Origin of the sequence: Helicobacter pylori, from assembly GCA_008032935.1 — a bacterium.
Lineage (GTDB): Bacteria > Campylobacterota > Campylobacteria > Campylobacterales > Helicobacteraceae > Helicobacter > Helicobacter pylori_CX.
In genome coordinates, this window is record CP032039.1 from 1145709 (window position 1) to 1170368 (window position 24660).

The 24660-nt window shown below is 38.1% G+C and carries 19 protein-coding genes and 3 pseudogenes; 10 read left to right on the forward strand and 12 right to left on the reverse strand.

What is annotated here, in order from left to right; translation table 11 throughout:
• Positions 1 to 119: 119 nt before the first annotated feature.
• The 6 genes and pseudogenes from D2C78_05750 to D2C78_05775 all read right to left on the reverse strand — a co-directional run bounded on the left by D2C78_05750 (position 120) and on the right by D2C78_05775 (position 5449).
• Positions 120 to 1484 carry a TIGR00366 family protein gene (locus tag D2C78_05750; GenBank protein QEF35420.1) on the reverse strand — a complete coding sequence of 455 codons (1365 nt, stop codon included), beginning with the start codon at positions 1482 to 1484 and terminating at the stop codon, positions 120 to 122.
• A gap of 19 nt (positions 1485 to 1503) precedes the next feature.
• Positions 1504 to 2127 (reverse strand): CoA transferase subunit B, encoded by a 624-nt coding sequence (locus D2C78_05755; GenBank protein ID QEF35421.1) that lies wholly within the window; start codon positions 2125 to 2127, stop codon positions 1504 to 1506.
• The gene (locus D2C78_05760) at positions 2124 to 2822 is read right to left on the reverse strand and encodes a CoA transferase subunit A (GenBank protein QEF35422.1); all 699 of its coding nucleotides are present in this window, start codon (positions 2820 to 2822) and stop codon (positions 2124 to 2126) included. The genes D2C78_05755 and D2C78_05760 overlap by 4 nt, the downstream gene beginning before the upstream one ends.
• A 10-nt stretch (positions 2823 to 2832) precedes the next feature.
• Positions 2833 to 4008, reverse strand: a complete 1176-nt coding sequence (locus D2C78_05765) for an acetyl-CoA C-acetyltransferase (protein QEF35825.1) — start codon at positions 4006 to 4008, stop codon at positions 2833 to 2835.
• Between the two features lie 286 nt (positions 4009 to 4294).
• Positions 4295 to 4693, reverse strand: a pseudogene (locus D2C78_05770) (3'-5' exonuclease).
• Positions 4694 to 4786: 93 nt separating this feature from the next.
• Positions 4787 to 5449, reverse strand: a complete 663-nt coding sequence (locus D2C78_05775) for an NgoBV family restriction endonuclease (protein ID QEF35423.1) — start codon at positions 5447 to 5449, stop codon at positions 4787 to 4789.
• 62 nt (positions 5450 to 5511) lie between these two features.
• On the opposite strand from D2C78_05775, the gene dcm reads away from it, so the two are divergent.
• Positions 5512 to 6816, forward strand: a complete 1305-nt coding sequence (gene dcm, locus D2C78_05780) for a DNA (cytosine-5-)-methyltransferase (GenBank protein ID QEF35424.1) — start codon at positions 5512 to 5514, stop codon at positions 6814 to 6816.
• Positions 6817 to 6895: 79 nt separating this feature from the next.
• On the opposite strand, the gene D2C78_05785 is transcribed toward dcm, so the two are convergent.
• Positions 6896 to 7708, reverse strand: a complete 813-nt coding sequence (locus tag D2C78_05785; protein ID QEF35425.1) for a 3'-5' exonuclease — start codon at positions 7706 to 7708, stop codon at positions 6896 to 6898.
• 137 nt (positions 7709 to 7845) lie between these two features.
• Here D2C78_05785 and feoB point away from each other — a divergent pair, with 137 nt between their 5' ends.
• Both feoB and D2C78_05795 read left to right on the forward strand, forming a co-directional pair.
• Positions 7846 to 9774 (forward strand): ferrous iron transport protein B, encoded by a 1929-nt coding sequence (gene feoB / locus D2C78_05790; GenBank protein ID QEF35426.1) that lies wholly within the window; start codon positions 7846 to 7848, stop codon positions 9772 to 9774.
• Between the two features lie 254 nt (positions 9775 to 10028).
• On the forward strand, positions 10029 to 12332 hold the full coding sequence (locus D2C78_05795) for a ligand-gated channel (protein ID QEF35427.1): 2304 nt from the start codon (positions 10029 to 10031) through the stop codon (positions 12330 to 12332).
• Between the two features lie 36 nt (positions 12333 to 12368).
• Here D2C78_05795 and fliP read toward each other — a convergent pair whose 3' ends face one another.
• Together fliP and D2C78_05805 are read right to left on the reverse strand one after the other, a co-directional pair.
• Complete coding sequence (fliP, locus tag D2C78_05800) at positions 12369 to 13115, reverse strand: flagellar biosynthetic protein FliP (GenBank protein ID QEF35428.1); 747 nt, start codon at positions 13113 to 13115, stop codon at positions 12369 to 12371.
• A gap of 32 nt (positions 13116 to 13147) precedes the next feature.
• Positions 13148 to 13240 carry a flagellar biosynthesis protein flip gene (locus D2C78_05805; protein QEF35429.1) on the reverse strand — a complete coding sequence of 31 codons (93 nt, stop codon included), beginning with the start codon at positions 13238 to 13240 and terminating at the stop codon, positions 13148 to 13150.
• Between D2C78_05805 and glmU the strand changes: the two genes are divergently transcribed.
• The 7 genes and pseudogenes from glmU (at position 13197) to D2C78_05840 (ending at position 20570) form a co-directional block, all read left to right on the forward strand.
• Entirely contained in the window at positions 13197 to 14498 is a 1302-nt protein-coding gene (glmU, locus tag D2C78_05810) for a bifunctional UDP-N-acetylglucosamine diphosphorylase/glucosamine-1-phosphate N-acetyltransferase GlmU (protein QEF35430.1), read from the forward strand. The genes D2C78_05805 and glmU overlap by 44 nt on opposite strands.
• A gap of 214 nt (positions 14499 to 14712) precedes the next feature.
• On the forward strand, positions 14713 to 15093 hold the full coding sequence (locus D2C78_05815) for a pantothenate kinase (GenBank protein QEF35431.1): 381 nt from the start codon (positions 14713 to 14715) through the stop codon (positions 15091 to 15093).
• A gap of 39 nt (positions 15094 to 15132) precedes the next feature.
• Positions 15133 to 15636 (forward strand): hypothetical protein, encoded by a 504-nt coding sequence (locus D2C78_05820; GenBank protein QEF35432.1) that lies wholly within the window; start codon positions 15133 to 15135, stop codon positions 15634 to 15636.
• 171 nt (positions 15637 to 15807) lie between these two features.
• A complete protein-coding gene (locus D2C78_05825) occupies positions 15808 to 18174 on the forward strand; it encodes a ribonucleoside-diphosphate reductase subunit alpha (protein QEF35433.1) in 2367 nt (788 codons plus the stop codon).
• 73 nt (positions 18175 to 18247) lie between these two features.
• Positions 18248 to 19195 carry a gfo/Idh/MocA family oxidoreductase gene (locus D2C78_05830; protein ID QEF35434.1) on the forward strand — a complete coding sequence of 316 codons (948 nt, stop codon included), beginning with the start codon at positions 18248 to 18250 and terminating at the stop codon, positions 19193 to 19195.
• A gap of 116 nt (positions 19196 to 19311) precedes the next feature.
• Positions 19312 to 20078 (forward strand): annotated as a pseudogene (locus D2C78_05835) (sulfite exporter TauE/SafE family protein).
• A gap of 3 nt (positions 20079 to 20081) precedes the next feature.
• Positions 20082 to 20570 carry a methylated-DNA--[protein]-cysteine S-methyltransferase gene (locus D2C78_05840; protein ID QEF35826.1) on the forward strand — a complete coding sequence of 163 codons (489 nt, stop codon included), beginning with the start codon at positions 20082 to 20084 and terminating at the stop codon, positions 20568 to 20570.
• Positions 20571 to 20651: 81 nt separating this feature from the next.
• Here D2C78_05840 and D2C78_05845 read toward each other — a convergent pair whose 3' ends face one another.
• The 3 genes and pseudogenes from D2C78_05845 to D2C78_05855 all read right to left on the reverse strand — a co-directional run bounded on the left by D2C78_05845 (position 20652) and on the right by D2C78_05855 (position 24554).
• Complete coding sequence (locus tag D2C78_05845; protein ID QEF35435.1) at positions 20652 to 21722, reverse strand: integrase; 1071 nt, start codon at positions 21720 to 21722, stop codon at positions 20652 to 20654.
• Between the two features lie 13 nt (positions 21723 to 21735).
• Positions 21736 to 23225: pseudogene (locus D2C78_05850) on the reverse strand (hypothetical protein).
• A 156-nt stretch (positions 23226 to 23381) separates the two neighbouring features.
• Positions 23382 to 24554, reverse strand: a complete 1173-nt coding sequence (locus D2C78_05855; GenBank protein QEF35436.1) for a pyridoxal phosphate-dependent aminotransferase — start codon at positions 24552 to 24554, stop codon at positions 23382 to 23384.
• Positions 24555 to 24660: the final 106 nt, after the last annotated feature.

The window sequence follows — 24660 nt, forward strand, 5'->3', positions numbered from 1 at the left end:
TTCCTTAGGTTATTATGGGGGTTATTGTAACGAAATAAGGCTTAATTACAAGAGCGTTTAAAGGGTAAAAAGAGAAAACTTTACCCATTGAAAAGAGCGTGGTTTTAGGCATAAAAAACTCACACTAAAAAATAAAACACCCCACACACGACTAAGCCTACAAAAATTAAAGTCAAAACGCAATAACCCATAATATCTTTAGCACCCAAACCTGCAATGGCTAAAGCGGGCAAAGCCCAAAAAGGCTGTATCATGTTCGTCCAAGCGTCTCCCCAAGCGATAGCCATAGAAACCACGCCCGGATCCACCCCCAAGCTTTGGCCAGCTGGGAGCATGATAGGAGCTTGAATCGCCCATTGCCCTCCGCCTGATGGAATAAAAATATTGACAACCCCTGCGCTCAAAAAAGTCATGAGCGCGAAAGTTTTTTCATTAGCGATGTGCGTGAAGGCTAAAGAAAGCATTTGCGCTAAAGAATGACCCCCCACGCTATGGCTTGCCATCATCCCCATAATCCCAGCATAAAAAGGGAATTGCAATAAAATCCCAGCCACGCTCCTAGCGGAACGATCGATCGCTTTCACATAAGCTAAAGGGGTTTTATGCAGCAAAATCCCTAAAAAAAGGAAAATCGTATTGACAATGTTTAAACTAATCCCTCCCCCTTTAAAAAAATAAACACCCAGATACCCAAAACCCAAAAAAACCAAAAGATAAGAAAGCAAAGCGCTGTTTTCCAAAAAATGCGCGATCGTTTTGTCTTGTTGGTGGTCAATGAGTTCAATCTCTTTGTATTCGTCTTTTAAAAGCTTTGAATCAATCTCAACAATTTCTTCTTTTTTAGGATGGATTACTGCCATTAAAAAGGGTAACCCTACAAGAATGATCCCTATAATGATTAAATTATAGGCAGAAAAAATCGTCTGACTGATAGGAATAGCTTTTTCAATCACCCCAGCGCTTATTTTGGATAGATTTTCATTTTGGGTGGCAACGCTTAAAGGGATAGAGCCTGATAAACCCCCATGCCAGATGACAAAACCCGAATAAGCGCTAGCAATAAGCAGCCTGTAATCCACCCCTTTAACCTTTTTGGCGATCTCTTTTGCAAAAATCGCACTAATCACCAAGCCAAACCCCCAGTTGATCCAATTAGCGATTAACGATAAAAAAGTAACCAACCATAAAGCCGTATAATACCCTTTAGGTAAAAACGCTAGATATTTTAAAAGTTTTTGGACTAATTTAGCGCTAGCCAAAGCCTGACCCAACACCAAGATAAGAGCCATTTGCATAGAAAAACCTAAAAGCGTCCAAGCGCCATTCCCCCAACTAGAAATGACAGACGAAGCATCTTGCCCTGTCAAGCAATAAACAAGAACAAACACGACAAACGATAAAAGAGCGACCAAGACAAAGGAGTCCGGCAAACATTTAGACGCCAAAAACACGCACGCTGAAGTCAAATGCCTTAATAAAAACATAAACACCCCCTTTTATAAGCTATAAGTGCACTTCAAATTCAGCTTCTGTTTTTTCTCTCACTTGATCAAGGCTGACCCCCTCTTGCAATTCCACTAATTTCATGGCGTTATTGGAAAACTCAAACACCGCTAAATCCGTTATCAATTGATGCACCACGCCTTTTCCCGTTAAAGGCAATAAGCATTCTTTTTTCACTTTAGACTCCCCGTATTTGTTGCAATGCTCCATGATCACAATCACTTTTTTAGCGCCATGCACCAAATCCATGGCCCCTCCCATGCCCTTTATGAGCTTTTTAGGGATCATCCAATTAGCCAAATCCCCATTTTGTGAGACTTCCATCCCTCCTAAAATCGCTAAATCAATATGCCCCCCACGAATCATCGCAAACGAATCCGCGCTATTGAAAAACGAAGCGCCCGGCACCACGGTTATGGTTTCCTTTCCTGCATTGATGAGATCCGCATCAACGCCCCCTTCTAAAGGGTAAGCGCCAATCCCTAATAGCCCGTTCTCGCTCTGGAAAACGATATTCATCCCGCTCACTTCATTAGCCACCAGCGTGGGCAAGCCTATCCCTAAATTCACATACATGCCCTCTTTTAATTCCTTTGCCGCTCTTTTAATGATAGCCTCTCTCATTTCGCGCTCCTTGTGGTGGTTTTTTCTATCCGTTTTTCAAATTTCTCGCCCTTATAGATGTGCTGCACATAGATTCCTGGCAAGTGTATTTCATCTGGGTCTAATTCCCCGGCCGGGACAATTTCTTCCACTTCAGCGACGCATATTTTTGACGCCATCGCGCACAAGGGGTTGAAATTTCTAGCCGTTTTTCTAAACACCAAATTCCCTAAAGTATCGCTTTTATAGGCTTTAATAAGCCCATAATCGCCTGTTATCGCTCTTTCTAAAATATACTCCTTGCCGTTAAATTCCCGTGATTCCTTGCCTTGAGCGATCAAAGTCCCAACTCCGGTTGGGGTGTAGTAAGCGGGTATCCCAGCCCCTCCAGCGCGCAAGTTTTCAGCGAGCGTGCCTTGCGGTGTCAAAACGACTTCAATCTCTCCGTTCAGCATTTGCGATTCAAAAATCTTATTTTCTCCCACATACGAAGCGATAATCTTTTTGATCTGCTTTTTTTCTAAAAGAATGCCAAGCCCAAAGTCATCAACGCCGCAATTATTGCTCACGACAACCAAATCCTTGATGCCTTTCTTATAAATGTAATCAATGGCGTATTCGGGTATCCCGCACAGCCCAAAACCGCCCACTAAAATAGTGTCCCCATCTTTTAACCCGCTCAATGCTTTATCTAAATTAGTTATAACCTTATTCATCTCATTCTCCTTATTTTTGTTCAACTACCACAGAAAGACCTTGTCCGCCGCCCACACACAATGACGCGCAACCCACGCCATGACCGCTACGCTTCATCTCGTGTAAGAGAGTAACCAATATCCTAGCGCCGCTCGCGCCAATAGGGTGGCCAATGGCTATCGCGCCTCCATTCACATTCACGATATTGGGGTTTAATTCAAGCTCTTTTAACACGGCGATACTTTGCGCGGCGAAGGCTTCATTGAGTTCAAAAAGATTGATGTCGTTGAGATTCATTTTGACATTTTTAAGGTTGTTTTTAATAGCGATGCTAGGGCATATACCCATTATATCCGGACTGCAACCACCCAAACCAAACCCCTTGATAGTGGCCATGGCTTTTAACCCCAATGTTTGTGCTTTTTTAGCGCTGCATAAAATGATAACACTCGCGCCATCATTGATCCCTGATGAATTTCCTGCCGTTACCGATCCGTCTTTTTTAAAAGCGGGTTTGAGCTTTGCAAGGGATTCTAGTGTCGTGTCTCTAGGGTATTCGTCTTCTTTAAAAACCACCACGCCTTTTTTATTCGCTATTTCAATGGGCGTGATTTCTTCTTGGAATTTCTTTGCATTAATGGCGGCTCTTGCTTTGAGTTGCGATTGGAGTGCGAAATTATCTTGTTCTTCTCGGCTGATGTGGTATGCTTGAGCGACATTATCAGCGGTGATCCCCATGTGGTAATCATTGAACGCATCCCACAATCCGTCATGGATCATGGAGTCTATCATGTTCGCATTCCCCATTCTTTTCCCCTCTCGCATGTCAAACGACAAATAGGGTGCTTTGCTCATGTTTTCCACGCCACCGCACACCACCACCTCATCGCGACCAAGCATGATGCTGTCATGCGCTAACTGGATAGCTTTCATAGACGATCCGCAAACCATATTGACGCTAAAAGCGTTTTTGTCATTAGGGATGCCAGCGTCTAGTTGGATCTGCCTGGCGATATTTTGACCTAAACCAGCGCCTAAAACATTGCCTAAAATGACGGAATCCACATCGCTAGGCTTAAGAGAACTCGCATTCAAAGCGTCTTTAAGCACGCAAACACCCATTTCTCTAGCGCCCACGCTCTTTAGAGAGCCTAAAAAACTCCCCACAGCGCTTCGTTTTGCCGCCACTACAACCACTTCATTCATGTCTTCTTTGCCTTTAAGTTGATTTATCCGAATCATAGTATCACTTTTAGATAATGGGCGTCCTAATAGGTTTGATTTTGTTTTAGATTTTGTTTTGGATTGAGGGCGATCCGTTTATTTTTTTCACAAAAATATTATTCTTATCGTTCAATGGTTATTGCATAATATAGCTTCAAGTGGGGATCTAAAATCAAGCAGATACGCGCTTTAGGCTCATGTTTCTCTAACGCTTTAAAAAATTTCTTTCTAATCAGTCTTTACCTAGTTTCAGGGTTTTAATAGAATTTTAAATAAACTCCCTAATCTCTTTCTCTAAAGCGTTAATAAAAACGCTTGAATAGGATTTTTCCTTAGGGAATTTGGCTAAAAAATCATTCAATAGCCCAAGGTATTGCTCCTTATTTAAAGCCCCTTTCAGCACTTCGTATTTTAAAAAAAGCCAGTAAGTGTTAAGCACATCGCTTTGGCAATAGCTATCAATAATCTCTTTTTTCTCCTTTTGGCTTAAATTAGGGTTGTAATAAATCGCATGCACTAAATCCCCGCTCACATCAAATTTACCAGGAATATTTGTCATAGAGCAAATGCCATTCAAATTCAACCCCCTAACGGATCCATAATGGCTCAAGCTATCCATTAAATCCAAATGAAACTGCTCGCTATAACGCGCGCGGTAATTTTCCCACAATCATAAAAAATATTTTTAAGGCTTTAAAAAACAATAGATAGTTTTTCTAAAACTCACATGAAAAAATCCAGTTAAGTTACCTTGATCTTTTTAACCAAAGAATATAGTGTTACATTTTTCTAGTAAAGTTTTATGCCACTTTAAAGCTTTTTCTTCCCCTTTATAAAGTTTTAAAGTGTCATGAATAGCTTGTATAAATTCATGTGTATTTTGAAAAGCAAAAGCCTTATTGGTTTTAAAAGCACTATTAGGGCGTATATTATAAATCATTCCTCTTTTTACTTGCACTTTTAAAGGATAATAAGATGAACGCCCTGCAATTTCATAAATTTTATGCAAATAAATTTCTTTAATTAGAATATCCCCATTTTCTTGCATCTTATAGGCAAAAATCAAGTAAAAAGTGTTTAAAATTTGTGGATTTTCTAACAATCTATCACAATAAGACTCAAAATTTGCAATATCAAATGCAGGGTTTTTTTCGTATTGAAAAGCCTTGATTTCTAAAAACTCCCAAATTTGTAATTCTTGATTAAACAATAAAAAATCAGGAAAACTTTGTGAATTTTTTGGTTCTTCAAATTGATAGCCAACCTGCAACATAAAATCTTTAAGCCATTCTTGCAAAACAAACCCTACTGTATCTTTGGCTTTTAGAGTAGTAGAAATATTAGCCAAACAAAAAGTAATTTTTCCTTGTGTTTTATCCCATTCGATCTTTTTTAAATCTCTATAAAGTCGTGTTGTACTTATAGTTTATCCTTTTATTATTGCTAATAAGCCAAATTATAGCCAAAAACAATTATAATAACTCCATGATAGTAGAACAAGACCTTTTTGCACCATTGTTGAAACCCAATAATTTTAAGCCCTATTTCACAGATTATAAAAATCAAATTGTGCGTTTTGTAGATTTATTTTCAGGTCTTGGTGGATTGCGTTTGGGACTTGAACAAGCTCTATCTAGCATAGGGTTAAAATCACAATGTGTTTTAAGCTCTGAAATTAAAAAAAGTGCCTTACAAGCTTATATAAATCATTTTAAAGAAACGCCACAAGGTGATGTTACACAAATTGATACAAATGCTATTCCTAATTTTGATATTTTATTAGCGGGTTTTCCTTGTCAACCTTTTTCTAGTGCTGGGAAACGACGAGGACTAGACGATACTAGAGGAACTTTATTTTTTGAAATCATGCGGTTTTTATTAGCTAAAAAACCTAAAGGATTTTTGCTAGAGAATGTTCCTGGACTTCTTACGCATGACAAAGGAAAAACTTTTTCCATTATGTTAAGCCATTTAAAAGAATGTGGTTATTTTGTCAATTATAAACTTTTGAATGCCAAAGATTTTGGGGTTGCACAAAATAGAGAACGCCTTTATATTGTAGGTAGTTTATCTTGTCCTATTGATTTGAATAATTTTCCTACTACAAAATGTGTTTTTAAAGATGTTCAAGAACACCACTTGGAACTTTTAAATACCCCTTTCACAAAAAAAATTTTGTCTCAATTTACTCCAGATGAACTTTATGGTAAGGCTATTAAAGATAAAAGAGGGGCTAGCAACAATATCCATTCATGGGATTTAGAGCTGAGAGGAGCGGTTAATCAAACTCAAAAAGACTTTCTTAATCTCTTTTTAAAAGAAAGACGCAAATCTAAATATGCCATACTTTGGGGAACACCCAAGAAAGATGGTGTACCTCTTAATTTGAAAAGTATTCAGGATTTTTTTAACCATGTAGATTTAATCAATTTGTTAGATGATTTAGTCGTTAAAGGCTATTTAAAAAAATTTAAAAATCCTAAAAATAACGAATTTGGTTTTGCTCTTAGTGGTGGAAAACTTTCTTTTGAATTTTCTAAAATCTTGCACCCTAATGAGCCTACTCCAACCTTAGTAGCGAGCGATATGCATAAAATGGGAGTAATAGATTTTAAAAACAAAAAGGTAGGATTACGGCGTTTGAGCATTCAAGAAGGATTAAGATTGTTTGGTTTTCCTAAAAATTATAACCTAAATACATCCTACAAAGAAAGCATGGATTTATTAGGCAATAGCGTGTGTGTACCTGTTATTCAAGCCATTAGCAAGAGACTAATAAAAATTATATAAAAAGGGATTGAAACATCTCAAATAAAGTATATAGCTAATCTTAAAAACACATTTTTTATTTTATTAAATTTATAGAATTTTAAATAAACTCCCTAATCTCTTTCTCTAAAGCGTTAATAAAAACGCTTGAATAGGATTTTTCCTTAGGGAATTTGGCTAAAAAATCATTCAATAGCCCAAGGTATTGCTCCTTATTTAAAGCCCCTTTCAGCACTTCGTATTTTAAAAAAAGCCAGTAAGTGTTAAGCACATCGCTTTGGCAATAGCTATCAATAATCTCTTTTTTCTCCTTTTGGCTTAAATGTGGGTTGTAATAAATCGCATGCACTAAATCCCCGCTCACATCAAATTTACCAGGAATATTTGTCATAGAGCAAATGCCATTCAAATTCAACCCCCTAACGGATCCATAATGGCTCAAGCTATCCATTAAATCCAAATGAAACTGCTCGCTATAACGCGCGCGGTAATTTTCCCATTTGTTTTCTTGGCTGTAAAAAGCGTCTAAGGTTAAATTGTATTTAAGGGCTTTGAGCGTGAGTAGGGGCATATCAAAACCTCTGCCATTGAAGCTTATTAGGCGCGGTTGCTTTTCGTTAAAGTATCTAAAAAAATCTTCTAAAAGCTCTTTTTCGCTTGTAAAACCCTCTTTATTTTCGTGTTTTTGACCAAAATTCCCCACTTTGATAAATTGCCCGTAATCATCGCCAATGACTGCTGCAATAGAGATAATTTCATGCAAATAAAGGGGCAAAAATTCGCTCCCGCTTTTTTCTTTTTGCTTTTCAAAACTCCATTCACAGATTTTTAGCGCATCATTTTCTTCTAATTGAAAATGCTCTTTACACAAGCTCACGCTAGGAATGGTTTCTATATCAAACACGCACAACATCACACGCTCCTTTCACATTTTGACATTCTTGTCTCGCTTTTATTATATAACAATTAGTCTTATAGCGCTATAGTGCTAACTTTTAAAAACGATATAACCAAAAATTAAAAAACTTTAATGCGGAGCATTCAAACCCAATGAAAGAAATCACTATCGCCCTTGTGGGCCAGCCTAATGTGGGGAAATCCTCCCTCATCAACGCTTTGAGCAACGCCCATTTGAAAGTGGGGAATTTTGCCGGGGTTACCGTGGATAAAATGGAAGTGGGCTTGATCCATAAAGAGCATCAAATCACTATCATTGATTTACCGGGCACTTACGCGCTCAATGATTTCACCACTGAAGAAAAGGTTACTAAAGATTTTTTAGAAAAAGGGCAATACGATCTCATTCTCAATGTGGTGGATTCCACCAATTTAGAGCGTAATTTAGCCTTAAGCATGCAGCTATTAGACACGAATAAAAAAATGCTTCTTGCGCTCAACATGTGGGATGAGGCGCAAAAAGAAGGCATTAAAATCAATACAGGAAAGCTTTCTAAAGAATTAGGGGTTGTGTGCGTGCCAACAAGCGCAAGATCCAAAGAAGATCGCTTGAATACCGAGCTTTTATTAGATGAAATTGTCAGGCTTTATTCTCAAAACACTACAAATAATGAAAGCATAAAAGTCCCGTCTCAAAGCTTTAAGGAGTCTCTAAAATACAGCCAGAGCGCTCAAAGAATCGCTCAATTAGTGATCAGTGAAAACCAACAAAACGCGAGTTTTGAACACACTTATAAGATTGATAAGATTTTAATGCACCCTCGTTATGGGATTTTCATTTTTTTAGGGTTTATGTTTATCATTTTTTCCTTGAGCTTTTTAATAGGAGGGGGAGTGCAAAAAGCGCTTGAAGCAGGGTTTAAATTTTTGAGCGATAGCGTTAAAGAAAATGTGGCTAATGAAGATTTAGCGTCTTTGGTGGGCGATGGCATTATTGGGGGAGTGGGAGCGACGGTTTCATTCTTGCCTTTAATTGTGGTGTTGTATTTTGGGATTTCCTTACTAGAAACGACAGGCTATATGAGTAGGGTAGCGTTTTTACTAGATGGGATCTTGCATAAATTTGGCTTGCATGGGAAGAGTTTTATCCCTTTAATCACCGGTTTTGGCTGCTCTGTGCCCGCTTACATGGCGACAAGAACCTTACAAAACTATAACGAACGATTGATCACGCTTTTTGTAATCGGGTTTATGAGTTGCTCGGCAAGACTCCCTATTTATGTGCTGTTTGTAGGCTCGTTTTTCCCTTCTTCAAGCGCGGGGTTTGTGCTGTTTTGTATTTATATTTTGGGGGCGGTTGTGGCGTTAGTGATGGCCAAATTACTCAAATTAAGCGTGTTTAAAGGGCAGACTGAATCCTTTATCATGGAAATGCCCAAATACCGCTTTCCCAGTTGGAGAATGGTCTATTTCAGTATCTATACCAAATCGCTTTCTTACCTTAAAAAGGCTGGGACTTATATTTTAGTGGGAGCGATTTTAATCTGGTTTATGTCTCAATACCCTAAAAGCGATGCGGCTATGAAAACTTATAAACAAGAAAGCTTGTTAGTGGGTAAAGACACCACCCTTTCAAGCGAAGCTAAAGAAGAAAAATTAAAAGAATTAAAAACCAAATTGGATCAAAAGAATTTAAAAAATAGCGTTGTAGGAAGAGGCGGGGCGTATTTGGAAAAAGTCTTTAGCCCTATGGATTTTGATTGGCGTTTGAGCGTTTCGCTTGTAACCGGATTTATGGCTAAAGAGGTGGTGGTTTCTACTTTGGTGGTGTTGTTTTCTTTAGGGGATCAAGATGAAAAATCTGACGCTTTTAGAAAGATTTTAAGAAAAGAAGTGAGCGTGCCTAGCGGGATCGCTTTTATCGTGTTTGTGATGTTTTATATCCCTTGTTTTGCAGCGACCATTACTTTTGGTAGGGAAGCTGGGGGGATAAAGTTTGTGGCGTATTTGTTCATCTTCACAACCGTTGTAGCGTATGCGTTTTCCTTGGTAGCTTTTTATGCGACTCAAATTTTGGTTTAAAGGCTAACCATAAAGGGTTTAAAAACCCTTTATTTGTTTAAAATTCACCCCATTATAAATATTAAAAAATTTTTATTTTTCTTTATATCCTAATCTTTTCTATAAACATTCGCATTAATCGGTATTTTTGATAAAAAAGTCATTAATATTATTATCTAAATAATAATTTTTTAAAAATTTAAGCTAAAACTAATAATGGTTATTATAAATTTCACCTTGTTGTAAAAAAGAACATTTTTCATAAAAGGTGGTAAATGAAAAGAATTTTAGTCTCTTTGGCTGTTTTGAGTCATAGCGCGCATGCTGTCAAAACTCATAATTTGGAAAGGGTGGAAGCTTCAGGGGTGGCTAACGATAAAGAAGCGCCTTTAAGCTGGAGGAGTAAGGAAGTTAGAAACTATATGGGTTCTCGCACGGTGATTTCTAACAAACAACTCACTAAAAGCGCGAATCAAAGCATTGAAGAAGCTTTGCAAAATGTGCCGGGCGTGCATATTAGAAACTCTACCGGTATTGGAGCTGTGCCTAGTATTTCCATTAGGGGGTTTGGTGCGGGAGGCCCAGGGCACTCTAATACGGGAATGATTCTAGTCAATGGGATCCCTATTTATGTCGCGCCCTATGTTGAAATTGGCACGGTTATTTTTCCTGTAACCTTTCAATCTGTGGATAGAATCAGTGTAACTAAAGGTGGGGAGAGCGTGCGTTATGGCCCTAACGCTTTTGGCGGTGTGATCAACATTATCACCAAAGGCATTCCTACCAAGTGGGAAAGTCAGGTGAGCGAGAGGACCACTTTTTGGGGCAAATCTGAAAATGGGGGGTTTTTCAATCAAAATTCTAAAAACATTGATAAAAGCTTAGTTAATAACATGCTTTTTAACACCTATTTAAGAACGGGGGGTATGATGAATAAGCATTTTGGAATCCAAGCTCAAGTCAATTGGCTCAAAGGGCAAGGGTTTAGATACAACAGCCCTACCAACATTCAAAACTACTTGCTAGATTCGTTGTATCAAATCAATGATAGCAACAAGATCACCGCTTTTTTTCAATATTACAGCTATTTTTTAACAGACCCTGGGTCTCTAGGTATAGCTGCCTATAATGAAAATCGTTTTCAAAATAACCGCCCTAATAACGATAAAAGCGGGAGAGCGAAGCGATGGGGAGCTGTGTATCAAAACTTTTTTGGGGACACGGATAGGGTAGGTGGGGATTTCACTTTCAGTTACTATGGGCATGACATGTCAAGAGATTTTAAATTTGATTCTAACTATTTAAATGTCAATACCAATCCTAAATTAGGCCCTGTTTATACCGATCAAAATTATCCAGGATTTTTTATTTTTGATCATTTAAGGCGTTATGTGATGAACGCTTTTGAGCCTAATTTGAACTTAGTCGTCAATACCAATAAAGTTAAGCAAACTTTTAATGTGGGCATGCGTTTTATGACGATGGACATGTTCATTAGATCCGATCAAAGCACGTGCGAAAAATCAGATATTATTGATGGGGTGTGCCATATGCCCCCATATGTTCTTTCTAAAAAGCCTAGTAACAATCAAGAAATGTTTAACAACTATACAGCGGTATGGTTGAGCGATAAAATAGAGCTTTTTGATTCTAAATTGGTGATAACTCCAGGGCTTAGATACACCTTTTTAAACTACAACAACAAAGAGCCAGAAAAGAACGATTTTTCCGTATGGACCAGTAAAAAACAGCGTCAAAACGAATGGAGTCCCGCCCTTAACATTGGCTATAAACCTATGGAAAATTGGATATGGTATGCGAACTACCGCCGCAGTTTTATCCCCCCACAACACACAATGGTAGGCATTACTAGGACTAATTACAACCAAATTTTTAATGAAATTGAAGTGGGGCAACGCTATAGTTATAAAAATCTATTGAGCTTTAATACCAATTATTTTGTGATTTTTGCCAATCGTTACTATGCGGGAGGCTATAGTCCACAGCCTGTGAATGCTAGGAGCCAAGGGGTGGAATTGGAATTGTATTACGCGCCGATTAGGGGTTTGCAATTCCATGTGGCTTACACTTACATTGATGCACGCATCACTTCTAACGCTGATGATATTGCTTATTATTTTACAGGCATTGTCAATAAACCCTTTGACATTAAAGGGAAGCGTTTGCCCTATGTGAGTCCTAACCAATTCATATTTGACATGATGTATACTTACAAGCACACGACTTTTGGAATCAGCAGTTATTTTTATAGCCGCGCTTATAGTTCTATGCTCAATCAGGCCAAAGATCAAACCGTGTGCTTGCCCCTAAACCCAGAATACACAGGGGGGCTAGAGTATGGTTGTAATTCAGTGGGGTTATTGCCCTTGTATTTTGTGTTGAACGTTCAAGTAAGCTCAGTCTTATGGCAAAGCGGTAGGCATAAAATCACTGGGAGTTTGCAAATCAATAACCTTTTTAACATGAAATATTATTTTAGGGGAATTGGCACAAGCCCTACAGGAAGAGAGCCCGCGCCAGGGAGATCCATTACAGCGTATTTGAATTATGAGTTTTAAATTAATTTCAAGCTTTTATAGCTTGAATGTTTGATATTAAACCATTTTAAAACTCGCCACTAAATTTTCGGTCAATAAATTAAACCCATCTACTAAAATAAACACTAAAATTTTAAAAGGTAAAGAAATCATTACAGGCGGGAGCATCATCATGCCCATCGCCATTAAAATAGAGCTAATAACCATATCAATCACCAAAAAAGGCAAGTAGAGTAAAAAGCCGATTTGAAACGCTGTTTTCAACTCGCTTATCATAAATGCCGGGATTAAAACGCTCAAGCTCACCTCATCAGGGGTTTTAGGGTTAGGCAAATTCCTAATCCTAAAAAAAAGCGCTAGATCCTTTTCTCGTGTGTTTTTAAGCATGAATTCCTTGAAAGGCAGAGCGCTTTTTTCAAACGCTTCGGTGTAAGAAATCTTTTTATCCATATAAGGCTTAATCCCTGTATCATAAGCCTTTTTCAAGCTAGGTTCCATGATAAAAAAAGTCAATATCAAAGAGAGCGAAACTAAAATTTGAGTGGGTGGGGTTTGTTGCGTGCCTAAAGCAGTCCTTAAAAAAGAAAACACCACGATCAAACGGGTGAAACTCGTCATCACTAAAATCAATGATGGGGCTAAAACTAAAAGCGTGAGCAGGGCGATGACATTAAGGGTGGTTACGAGTTGTTTAGGATCATTAGGAGCGTTTAAAGAGAGATTGACGCTAGGCAAAGCGCTATCAGCGCTCATTAAAGGGCATATTAAAGGGCAAATGAGGATTAAAAAAATGAAAAAACGCAAAATTCTAGCCTTAAATCTTTGATGAAACGAAGTCAAATTATAAGATAAGGCATGTTAAAATTCCCTAAAAAAAGGATTTTAATGCTTTCTGTAATCATATTAGCCGCTGGCAAAGGCACTCGCATGCATTCTAGCCTGCCTAAAACTTTGCACACCCTTTGCGGAGAGCCTATGCTGTTTTACATTTTAGAAGTGGCTTTTTCAATCAGTAATGATGTGCATCTTATCTTACACCACCAACAAGAACGCATTAAAGAAGCGGTATTGAAGCGTTTTAAGGGCGTCATCTTTCACACTCAAATCGTGGAAAAATATTCAGGGACAGGTGGGGCTATCATGCAAGAAGATAAAACGCCTATTTTTACTCAACATGAGCGGGTTTTGATTTTGAATGCGGACATGCCCTTAATCACTAAAGGCACCCTCACCCCCTTATTAGAAAGCCAGAATAACGCTATAGGTTTACTCCATTTAGCTGACCCTAAAGGTTATGGGCGCGTTGTTTTAGAAAACCATCAGGTTAAAAAGATTGTAGAAGAAAAGGACGCTAATGATGAAGAAAAAACCATTAAAAGCGTGAACGCTGGCGTGTATTTTTTTGAAAGAAAGTTTTTAGAAAGATACTTGCCCAAGCTTAATGACCAAAACGCCCAAAAAGAATACTACCTCACGGATTTAATTGCTCTAGGAATCAATGAAAACGAAACAATTGACGCTATTTTCTTAGAAGAAGAGTGTTTTTTAGGGGTGAATAGCCAAACAGAAAGGGCGAAAGCTGAAGAAATCATGCTAGAAAGACTGCGAAAAAACGCCATGGACTTGGGGGTAGTGATGCAATTGCCTGGTAGTATTTATTTAGAAAAAGGCGTGAGTTTTAAGGGGGAGTGCGTTTTAGAGCAAGGGGTGCGTTTGATTGGGAATTGCTTGATAGAAAACGCGCGCATTAAAGCTTATAGCGTGATAGAAGAGAGCCAAATCATTAATAGCAGCGTGGGGCCGTTTGCCCATGCACGCCCTAAAAGCGTGATTTGTAACAGCCATGTGGGGAATTTTGTAGAGACTAAAAACGCCAAACTTCAAGGCACTAAAGCGGGGCATTTGAGCTATTTAGGGGATTGTGAAATAGGGAAAAACACAAATGTAGGGGCTGGCGTGATCACTTGCAATTACGATGGTAAAAAGAAACACCAAACGATCATCGGTGAAAATGTCTTTATAGGGAGCGATAGCCAGCTAGTCGCCCCCATAAATATCGGCTCTAATGTCTTAATCGGCAGCGGCACCACCATCACTAAAGACATTCCTAGCGGTTCGTTGAGCCTTTCACGCACCCCTCAAACCAACATTGAAAACGGGTATTTTAAGTTTTTTAAGAAACCTTAATTTGTTTAAATAATGAAAAATCCTAAAATATTATAATCATTTACCTTAATTCTGTAATTTGTGTAGAAACAAAACACTTATTAATCTTTTTGTGATATTTTACTAATCTGTAACAATACTTTGAATGCGATTGTGGTATAAATATTCTCATCAAGGTGTGCCAAACATGCCTTGAGTCTCAATTTTTGAATCTCAATTTATGAAAGGATTTGTTATGAGTGGATTAAAAGCATTTAGTTGTGTAGTGGTTTTATGCGGTGCAATGGCTAATGCGGCTATAGCTAGTCCTAAAATAGAGGCAAGGGGTGAATTAGGCAAACTTATAGGGGGTGGTGTTGGGGGTTTTGTTGGTGATAAAATTGGAGGAGCAATTGGGGTTCCTGGAGGTCCAGTGGGTATTGGATTAGGGAAATTTGTTGGTGGCACAGCAGGAGGATATATTGGGTCTGAAATAGGCGATAGAGTAGAAGATTACATCCGTGGCGTTGATAGAGAGCCACAAACTAGAGAGCCACAAAACAAAGAGCCACAAACCCCAAGAGAACCTATCCGTGATTTTTATGATTACGGCTATAGTTTTGGGCATGCTTGGTGATCTTAAATGAGCCAAGGTGATGGGGGGGAAGGAAATAACATGGATACTACAAAAGAGAACTTGAATGGCTCAAAAGAGCGTTTGAGTTATACTGAATACAATGTGGCAATGGGTTTAGTTGCTATAATTTGTTACTCCATAGTTTTTAGAACAGCTCTTTATCGCTCAGATGTTGGTGATCCGATTTTCAACCCTAAAGATAGTTACTATGTGTGGCTAACGATTCTAATAGCGGCTTTGTTGTCTAACCTCTTGTTCAACCCAAAAGGCAGGTCGTCAGGTTATTTCATTATTGAAACTTGGCAAGGATTCCCCAAGTTTTTTAAAGCCATTTTTAAGGCTAGGTTTTTTGGCGCGTTTTATGACGCTGTGTTAGGAGCAAGACTAAGGGATTTCTATATGGTGCTTTTAACGATACCTTTTGGTATCGCTATGCATGAAATTTCGGCGTATTGCGGGCATACTAGCAACTTCTTTGTAGAGGGTTTGGTCATTTTGGTGTTTCAATATTTTCTTAAGCTTTGCGCTAAATTAGGGTGGTGATTTAACCCAAATGTCATTAAATGGAGGGGGTATAAAAAAATTAAAAAACTTTAAAACTCATTCTCATTAATAGAACAAATCCAACTTGAACTTTTCTTTTTCTTAAGTTTTTTATTGATACAATGACAAATTTAAAAAACAAACGATTTAATTCAAATTTAAGGAAAAATTTTGATTACGGTGGTTAAACGAAACGGGCGCATTGAGCCTTTGGACATTACCAAAATCCAAAAATACACTAAGGACGCTACGGACAATTTAGAGGGCGTGAGCCAAAGTGAGCTGGAAGTGGATGCGAGGTTGCAATTCAGGGACAAGATCACTACTGAAGAAATCCAACAAACTTTGATTAAAACCGCTGTGGATAAAATAGATATTGACACGCCTAATTGGAGCTTTGTTGCCTCAAGGCTTTTTTTGTATGATCTATACCATAAAGTAAGCGGTTTTACAGGGTATAGGCATTTGAAAGAGTATTTTGAAAACGCTGAAGAAAAGGGCCGCATCCTTAAGGGCTTTAAGGAAAAATTTGATTTAGAGTTTTTAAATAACCAGATCAAGCCTGAAAGGGATTTCCAATTCAATTATTTAGGGATTAAAACCTTGTATGATCGCTATTTATTAAAAGACGCTAACAATCACCCTATTGAATTGCCCCAACACATGTTTATGAGCATTGCGATGTTTTTAGCGCAAAACGAACAAGAACCCAACAAAATCGCTTTAGAATTTTATGAAGTTTTAAGCAAGTTTGAAGCGATGTGCGCGACCCCCACTCTAGCGAACGCGCGCACCACCAAGCACCAATTAAGCTCATGCTATATTGGCAGCACGCCGGATAATATTGAGGGGATTTTTGACAGCTACAAGGAAATGGCGCTGTTGTCCAAATACGGCGGGGGGATTGGCTGGGATTTTTCTTTGGTGCGCTCTATCGGGAGTTATATTGATGGGCATAAAAATGCGAGCGCTGGCACGATCCCGTTTTTAAAAATCGCTAACGATGTGGCGATTGCGGTTGATCAATTAGGCACACGAAAGGGCGCGATTGCGGTGTATTTGGAAATTTGGCACATTGATGTGATGGAGTTCATTGATTTAAGGAAAAATAGCGGCGATGAAAGGCGAAGAGCGCATGATTTATTCCCGGCCCTTTGGGTGTGCGATTTGTTTTTGAAAAGGGTTTTAGAAGACGCGATGTGGACTTTGTTTGACCCTTATGAGTGTAAGGATTTGACTGAGCTTTATGGGCAGGATTTTGAAAAACGCTATTTAGAGTATGAAAAAGATCCTAAAATCATTAAAGAATACATTAACGCTAAAGATTTATGGAAAAAAATCTTAATGAATTATTTTGAAGCCGGCTTGCCTTTCTTGGCCTTTAAAGATAACGCCAATCGGTGCAATCCAAACGCCCATGCAGGAATCATTCGATCCAGCAATTTATGCACAGAGATTTTTCAAAATACCGCGCCTAACCACTACTACATGCAAATAGAATACACCGACGGTGCGATAGAGTTTTTTGAAGAAAAAGAGTTGGTAACGACAGATAGTAATATCACTAAATGCGCTAACAAGCTCACTAGCACCGATATTCTTAAAGGCAAAAAAATCTATATCGCTACTAAAGTCGCTAAAGACGGGCAAACGGCGGTGTGTAATCTAGCGAGCATCAATTTAAGCAAAATCAACACTGAAGAAGACATTAAAAGGGTCGTGCCGATCATGGTCAGGCTTTTAGACAATGTGATTGATTTGAATTTCTACCCTAACCGCAAAGTCAAAGCCACCAATTTGCAAAATAGGGCCATAGGGTTAGGGGTTATGGGTGAAGCGCAAATGCTCGCAGAACACCAAATCGCTTGGGGGTCTAAAGAGCATTTAGAAAAAATTGACGCTTTAATGGAGCAAATCAGCTACCATGCGATTGACACGAGCGCGAATCTAGCGAAAGAAAAAGGGGTTTATAAGGATTTTGAAAATTCAGAATGGAGTAAGGGGATTTTCCCTATTGATAAAGCTAACAATGAAGCCTTGAAGCTCACCGAAAAAGGGCTTTTTAATCATGCTTGCGATTGGCAAGGTTTGAGGGAAAAAGTCAAAGTCAATGGCATGCGTAATGGCTATTTAATGGCGATCGCTCCCACAAGCTCCATTTCTATTTTAGTAGGCACAACCCAAACGATTGAACCCATTTATAAGAAAAAATGGTTTGAAGAAAATTTGAGCGGACTAATTCCTGTCGTAGTGCCTAATTTGAATGTAGAAACCTGGAATTTTTACACATCAGCCTATGATATTGACGCTAAAGATTTGATTAAAGCAGCGGCCGTGCGCCAAAAATGGATCGATCAAGGCCAAAGCATCAACGTGTTTTTACGCATAGAAAACGCTAGCGGTAAAACCTTGCATGACATCTACACGCTCGCTTGGAAATTGGGACTCAAATCCACTTATTATTTGCGCAGCGAAAGCCCTAGCATAGATGAAAAAAGCGTGTTGGATCGCTCGGTGGAGTGTTTTAATTGCCAATAATATAAGCTTAAATAAGCTAATCTTTGCTAAAATGAGATTTAAAATGAGATTTAAAATGATTTAAGGAAGATGAATGCTTTTTGCGATGATTGGTTCAGGGGGGGTTATCGCTCCCAAGCACTTGCAAGCGATTAGAGATACAGGGCATTTTTTGGATTGCTCTTTTGATGTTCATGATAGCGTGGGGGTTTTAGATGAGTATTTCCCGCAATCAGAGTTTTTTACCAATATTGAAGATTTTGAAAAGCATTTAGAGCAGTCTAAGGCTATGGGTAAAGAAATCAACTATTTGAGTGTTTGCACGCCCACGCACACGCATTTTGATCACATCCGTTTCGGGTTAAGAAACGGCATGCATGTGATTTGTGAAAAACCCTTAGTTTTAGACCCTAGCGAAATACAAGAATTGAAAGATTTAGAGGTGAAACACCAAAAAAGGGTGTTCAGTCTTTTGCCCTTGCGCTTGCATTGCGACACGCTGGCTTTGAAAGAAAAAATTAAGAGCGAATTAGACAAAAACCCTGAAAAGGTGTTTGACATCACGCTCACTTATATCAGCGTTCAAGGGAAATGGTATTTTTCTTCATGGCGAGCGGATGTGAATAGGAGTGGGGGGCTAGCCACTCAAATGGGAGTGAATATCTTTGACACTTTATTGTATTTGTTTGGAGGCGTTAAAGACAAGGTTATCAATAGAGAAGAGCCTGATTGCGTGTGCGGGATACTCTTTTTAGAGCATGCTAAGATCAGATGGTTTTTTTCCATCAATCCAGAACACATGGGAGTGGCTAAAGAAAAGGTTTATTATAAAATGATCCTAGAGGGTGAAGAAGTCAATCTCACGCAGAGCTTTGACAATCTGTATATAGAAAGCTACAAACAGATTTTAGCTCAAGGGGGGTTTGGCTTGGATGACGCTATGGCGTCTATCAAATTGGCTTATGAATTAAGAAATCTCTCTCTTAGCGAACCCAATGAAGATTCGCATGCTTTGTGTTGCAAAAACAAAACAGACCAGTAAAGGCACCACTTTTAAAAGCGTTGTTTAGGAGGGTTTGGTTATTGGTGTTTGATTAAAATAGGGTTGTTTTTAATTTTCTTTTAAGAGTGGGTTTTTACTTTTTTTAAGGGTTTTTTATGGATATTTATGCGTTATACATAGCGATAGGGCTTTTTACTGGCATTCTATCAGGGATTTTTGGCATTGGTGGGGGGTTGATCATTGTCCCTATCATGCTCGCAACTGGGCATTCTTTTGAAGAATCCATTGGGATTTCCATTTTGCAAATGGCGCTTTCATCGTTCGTGGGATCTGTTTTGAATTTCAAAAAAAAATCGCTTGATTTTTCTTTAGGCTTGTTGATAGGGGCAGGGGGGCTGATAGGAGCGAGTTTTAGCGGATTTGTTTTAAAAATCGTTTCCAGTAAAATTTTAATGGTTATTTTCGCGCTTTTAGTCGTGTATTCTATGATCCAATTTGTTTTGAAACCCAAAAAAAAGATTTTATAGCGGATACTAGACGCTATCATTTGCAAGGTTTAAAATTATTTTTAATTGGCGCGCTCACAGGGTTTTTTGCTATCACTTTAGGGATTGGTGGGGGGATGCTCATGGTGCCTTTGATGCATTATTTTTTAGGGTATGATTCTAAAAAATGCGTGGCGTTGGGGTTATTTTTCATCTTGTTTTCTTCTATTTCAGGAGCTTTTTCTTTAATGTATCACCACATCATCAATAAAGAAGTGCTCTTAGCGGGGGCGATTGTGGGCTTAGGCTCTGTTATGGGCGTGAGCATTGGGATTAAATGGATCATGGGGCTTTTGAATGAAAAAATGCATAAAGCTTTGATTTTGGGGGTGTATGGTTTGTCGCTATTGATTGTTTTATACAAACTCTTTTTTTAATTGATGGTTTTATACCACTACTATTTTAAGACCCCTAAGAGTTTCCCTTTAGAGTATTTGCATTTGTGTGCTAATGAGAGCCATTTATTAAGATTGGATTTTGATGCGGCCAATTTTTCTCATAACACCCCTATGAATACCCCATTAAAACTCAGCGTTCAAGCCTTGGAGCGTTATTTCTTGGGACAACTTTTTGAATTTAATACGCCTTTGGATTTGATAGGGACTTCTTTTCAAAAACAAGTTTGGTCTGCGTTAATGACTATCCCTTATGGCAAGACAAAAAGTTATGATGAAATCGCAAAGCTTATTAATAACCCTAAATCTTGCAGAGCGATTGGCAACGCTAATCATAATAACCCTATTTCTTTGATCGTGCCTTGTCATAGAGTGGTGCGTAAAAATGGCGCTTTAGGAGGGTATAATGGGGGCATAGAAGTCAAAAAGTGGCTGTTAGAATTTGAAAAGCAAAATTTTAAACCAGCAAGCTAAAAACCCTTTAATTTCTTAAAAAATGGGGTTTTAGTCGTTTTATGGTAAAAATCATTTTTTTAAGGGAGTAGGGGGTGTTTTTTAATTTTCTTCCCAAATGCTCGCCGCTTCTTCTAAACGCTCTTTGTCAAAATGCGTGTAAATCCTACTCGTATTCAAGCTCGCATGCCCTAGAGCTTCTTGAACTAAAATCAAATCATGGCGTTTTTGATAGAGCAAGGTCGCAAAAGAATGCCTTAACATGTGCGCCCCATTTTTCTCCCGCCTGAGTCCTGCAAAATTGATGATACGCTCCACTTGCTTATACAAATACGCTTGCGTTAAAGCCATGCCTTTTTGGTTGCAAAACAATAAATCATTTTTAACAGGATATAATTCCCTTTCTATGAGCCATTCTTTCAAAAGGCTCTCAATGTGGAAAGCTTTGAGCATCACCGCCCTGTATTTATCGCCCTTACCTTTAATCAAAATCGTATAACAGCCATTTTCTAAAGTAAAATCCTTTATTTTAAGCTGCAAGGCTTCATTAGAACGCATGCCTGTAAAAACGATGATTTTAATGAGCAAGCGGTTTCTGGCGCGCACTTTAGCGGACATTTCTATTCTATCAATGCTCTCTAAAAATTTTTCTAATTCTTCATTGTTTAAATGAGTAGGGAGCTTGTTGCCTGCGCTTTGATTGACTCCACTGATGTTTTTAAGCGTGATATTATAGATATAAGATTTTTCATTTTCATCTTGATTTTGCTTGTCTATATAGCTAAAAAGCCCTAACAGGGCGATTCTGTAATTTTTCTTAGTGGCTAAACTCAAACCTCCGGTATAGATGTTTAAAAATTCAGCCAACATGACTTCGTCTATATTTTTGAGCGATCTTAAAGAAATCTTTTGAGCGTATTCGTAGAATTTGAGTAGGGGCAGTGCGTAGGTATTGATACCTAGTAATCCAACATTACGGGCTTTTTTACAAACTTTTTCCAATTGGCTTGAGCTGATGAACGCATGATTGAATTCGTTCAAACATTCAAAAACCTTGTTTTGATCTTTCACTTGGGAATTAGACAGGCTTGTGCATTTGTAACGCAAAAAGCGCCCAATCCATAGCAAAAGATTTTCTATAGGGTCTTTTAATTCTTCTAGGGGGTGTTTCATTTAGGGTTGAACTTTATTCTTTCAAGTGTGTGTCAAGAATAAAATAGCCTTCTCTAACATGACGCGCTAAAGAACCGTGGCTATGATTTTTTTCAGCGGTTGATGTGGTTGAAACGATAATTGATAGTTTAAAACCTCAATAATATGATTCGATAGATCTGCTTTATTTTGTGATAATTTTTGTAACAATTGCATCTCTAGACTCTTGGGAGTTAAAATATTAACAATGGTTTTATTTTGTATAATATAAAAACCTTTGCGGACACAAGATTTCAGTATGGATTGAATTTTCAAATATGAGTGTGATTCTCTTGTTCTCATCTTAGGTAGTCTCATATCTCTCAACTTTTTTCTAGGCACATTGACAATTAATTGATGAGAATTGTCAATATCGAAGATAAAATAGAATGCATCATCAAGCAAATTATATTCAATTTTAATTTGATTTATTTCAATGATAATATCGTTTAATAGATCTTGTTTATATTGCACTAATTGTGTCTCTAAATCCTTAGGATCTATGAAACAATAGCTAGAACCTGTATATTCCTTGCTTGCATAAGATAAAGCATTGCTGATAATTCTTTCACCGACTATCTTACCACTTTTTAAATTCTCAGCGATTTCATTGATCTTAAAGTTTTGTGCAGAGCTTTGCTTATATGTCTCATTCTTTTCTTTTTGCTGATCTCTTTCTTCAATCACTCGTGCCTTTAGTTTATTTATTGTTTCACTTGGTAGGGTTTCAGAATAGTCAAGCAAAAATGTCTCACGAAACCGCTTATAGTGCGACTTAATATCTTCCATGTGTTTTTCAAAAGTTGAGTTTATGCGAAAATCACTACTTGAATATTTATTGTCTACAAAACAATCATTATGGGGATACAATGTTATGGAGATACGATCATTTATTATTTTTTTATTTTTTATTAAAAAATCTTTATAATCTTCAATTGGATTCTCATCTAATACAAAAGAATAAAACTCATTCCTCAACTCCAAAAGAGAATCCCAAAAAGTCTTGGGGTTTGAAATTCCAATTTTAACTTTTGTAGATCCGAATTCTTTCCCAAAAAAATGCGTTCTTGTTCTTAGGAATTTTATCTCTTTTGTGTCGGTGTTTTGCGAGTCTTGCTTGTTTTCGCAATAACAAATCGCTGTTGGATTACAATGCATTTTGGCTAACACCAACAAGTAGTTTTTTAAATTGAATGTCTTGAATGTCGTGCTTGGCTCGTTTTCATATACAAAAAACAAGCTTTCGCTAGGTCCAATAATAATCTCAACAAACCCTATAAAATGACGCTTATTTATTAAGAAAGATCTTATCTGATCTTGCTTTGTTGGTTCAGAAGAAAGGTAGCCACTTCTCATCGCGTTTTTAAAATGCGATAGAATTGGTCCAATGAAAGTGATAACCCCAAAAGGCGAGCGATTATTGATTTTGTTAAAAAGCATTTGCCATTCTCCAGAATTATTGTTGTGATCAAATCTTATTGTCATATTATTTATTCCTTTCTCAAAAATCTCTTTTAGTTATGAAAACTGCACTTTTCAAACTTTTAAATCAAGCCATTATACCACGCTACGCCACTAACTACAATATAATATAAAATTCCAAACAAGATTAAGTCCCCCCTTTTTTAAATACCAATTTTTTTATCCCTTTGATTTGACAAAGCGAGCGATGCGTTCAATCCCCTTTTCAATCTGCTCTTCTGAGCATGCAAAAGACAAACGGACATAACCTTCCAATCCAAAAGCCTTTCCAGGCACTAACGCTACGCCTTCTTTTTCTAACAACTCATGGCAAAATCGCATCGAATCCCCCCCACAAAGACTACCAATATTAATAAACAAATAAAACGCCCCATCAGGTTTTAAAGCACTCAGCCCTTCAATCGCATTGATTTTTGCGTGGGCTAAATCACAGCGCTTCTCAAAAGCCTGACGCATCGTTTCAATTTCTTTATCCACCAACCCCTCAAGCGCCACAATAGAAGCCATTTGCGTGATAGAATTGATATTGGAAGTGCATTGGCTTTGCAAGTTGTTCATCAATTTGACTAATTTTTTATCCTTGCTCGCTGCATAGCCCATACGCCAGCCTGTCATCGCCACTGACTTGCTCAAGCCATTAATGGTAATGGTGCGTTTTTTCATCTCTTCGCTCACCGCCGCGCAAGAAACAAACTCCCCTTTATAGACAAGCTTTTCATAAATTTCATCGCTAAGCACCCAAACTTTTGTCTCTTTCAAAACTTCGCCCAAAGCCTCTAATTCCGCCTTACTATAAAGCATGCCGGTAGGGTTTGATGGGGTGGTGAGAATGAGCATTTTTGTTTTGGGGCTTAAGGCGTCTTTAAGCTGCTTGGGGGTGATTTTAAAATGGCTTTTTTCATCGGTTTGAATGAATTGACTCACCCCTCCGCTGTATTTCACAAGCTCAGGGTAAGTTACCCAAAAAGGCACAGGGATAATCACCTCATCGCCCTCCCCTATTAAAGCTTGAATCGCATTGAACAAGCTTTGCTTAGCGCCATTACTCACTAGAATTTCACTCAGCTCATAATCCAAGTTGTTTTCTTTTTTCAATTTAAAAGCGATCGCTTTTAATAGTTCTGGAATCCCAGCCACCGGCGTGTATTTGGTGAAGCCGTCATTTAGGGCTTTTATAGCCGCATCTTTAATCGCTTGTGGGGTGTCAAAATCAGGCTCGCCCGCTGAAAAACTTAAAATATCTTTTCCTTGCGATTTCAATTCTTTAGCGAGCGTGCTGATAGCGATCGTTGTGGATTCTGAAAGGGATTGGATTTTAGAGGAATATAACATGCTTAATCCTTGTTAATTTTTTGAACTATCATAACATGATCAAAAAGATTTTAATTCTAATTTTCAAAAAACTTTCAAAAATGTTTCAAAAGAAAGCGGTGGTCTA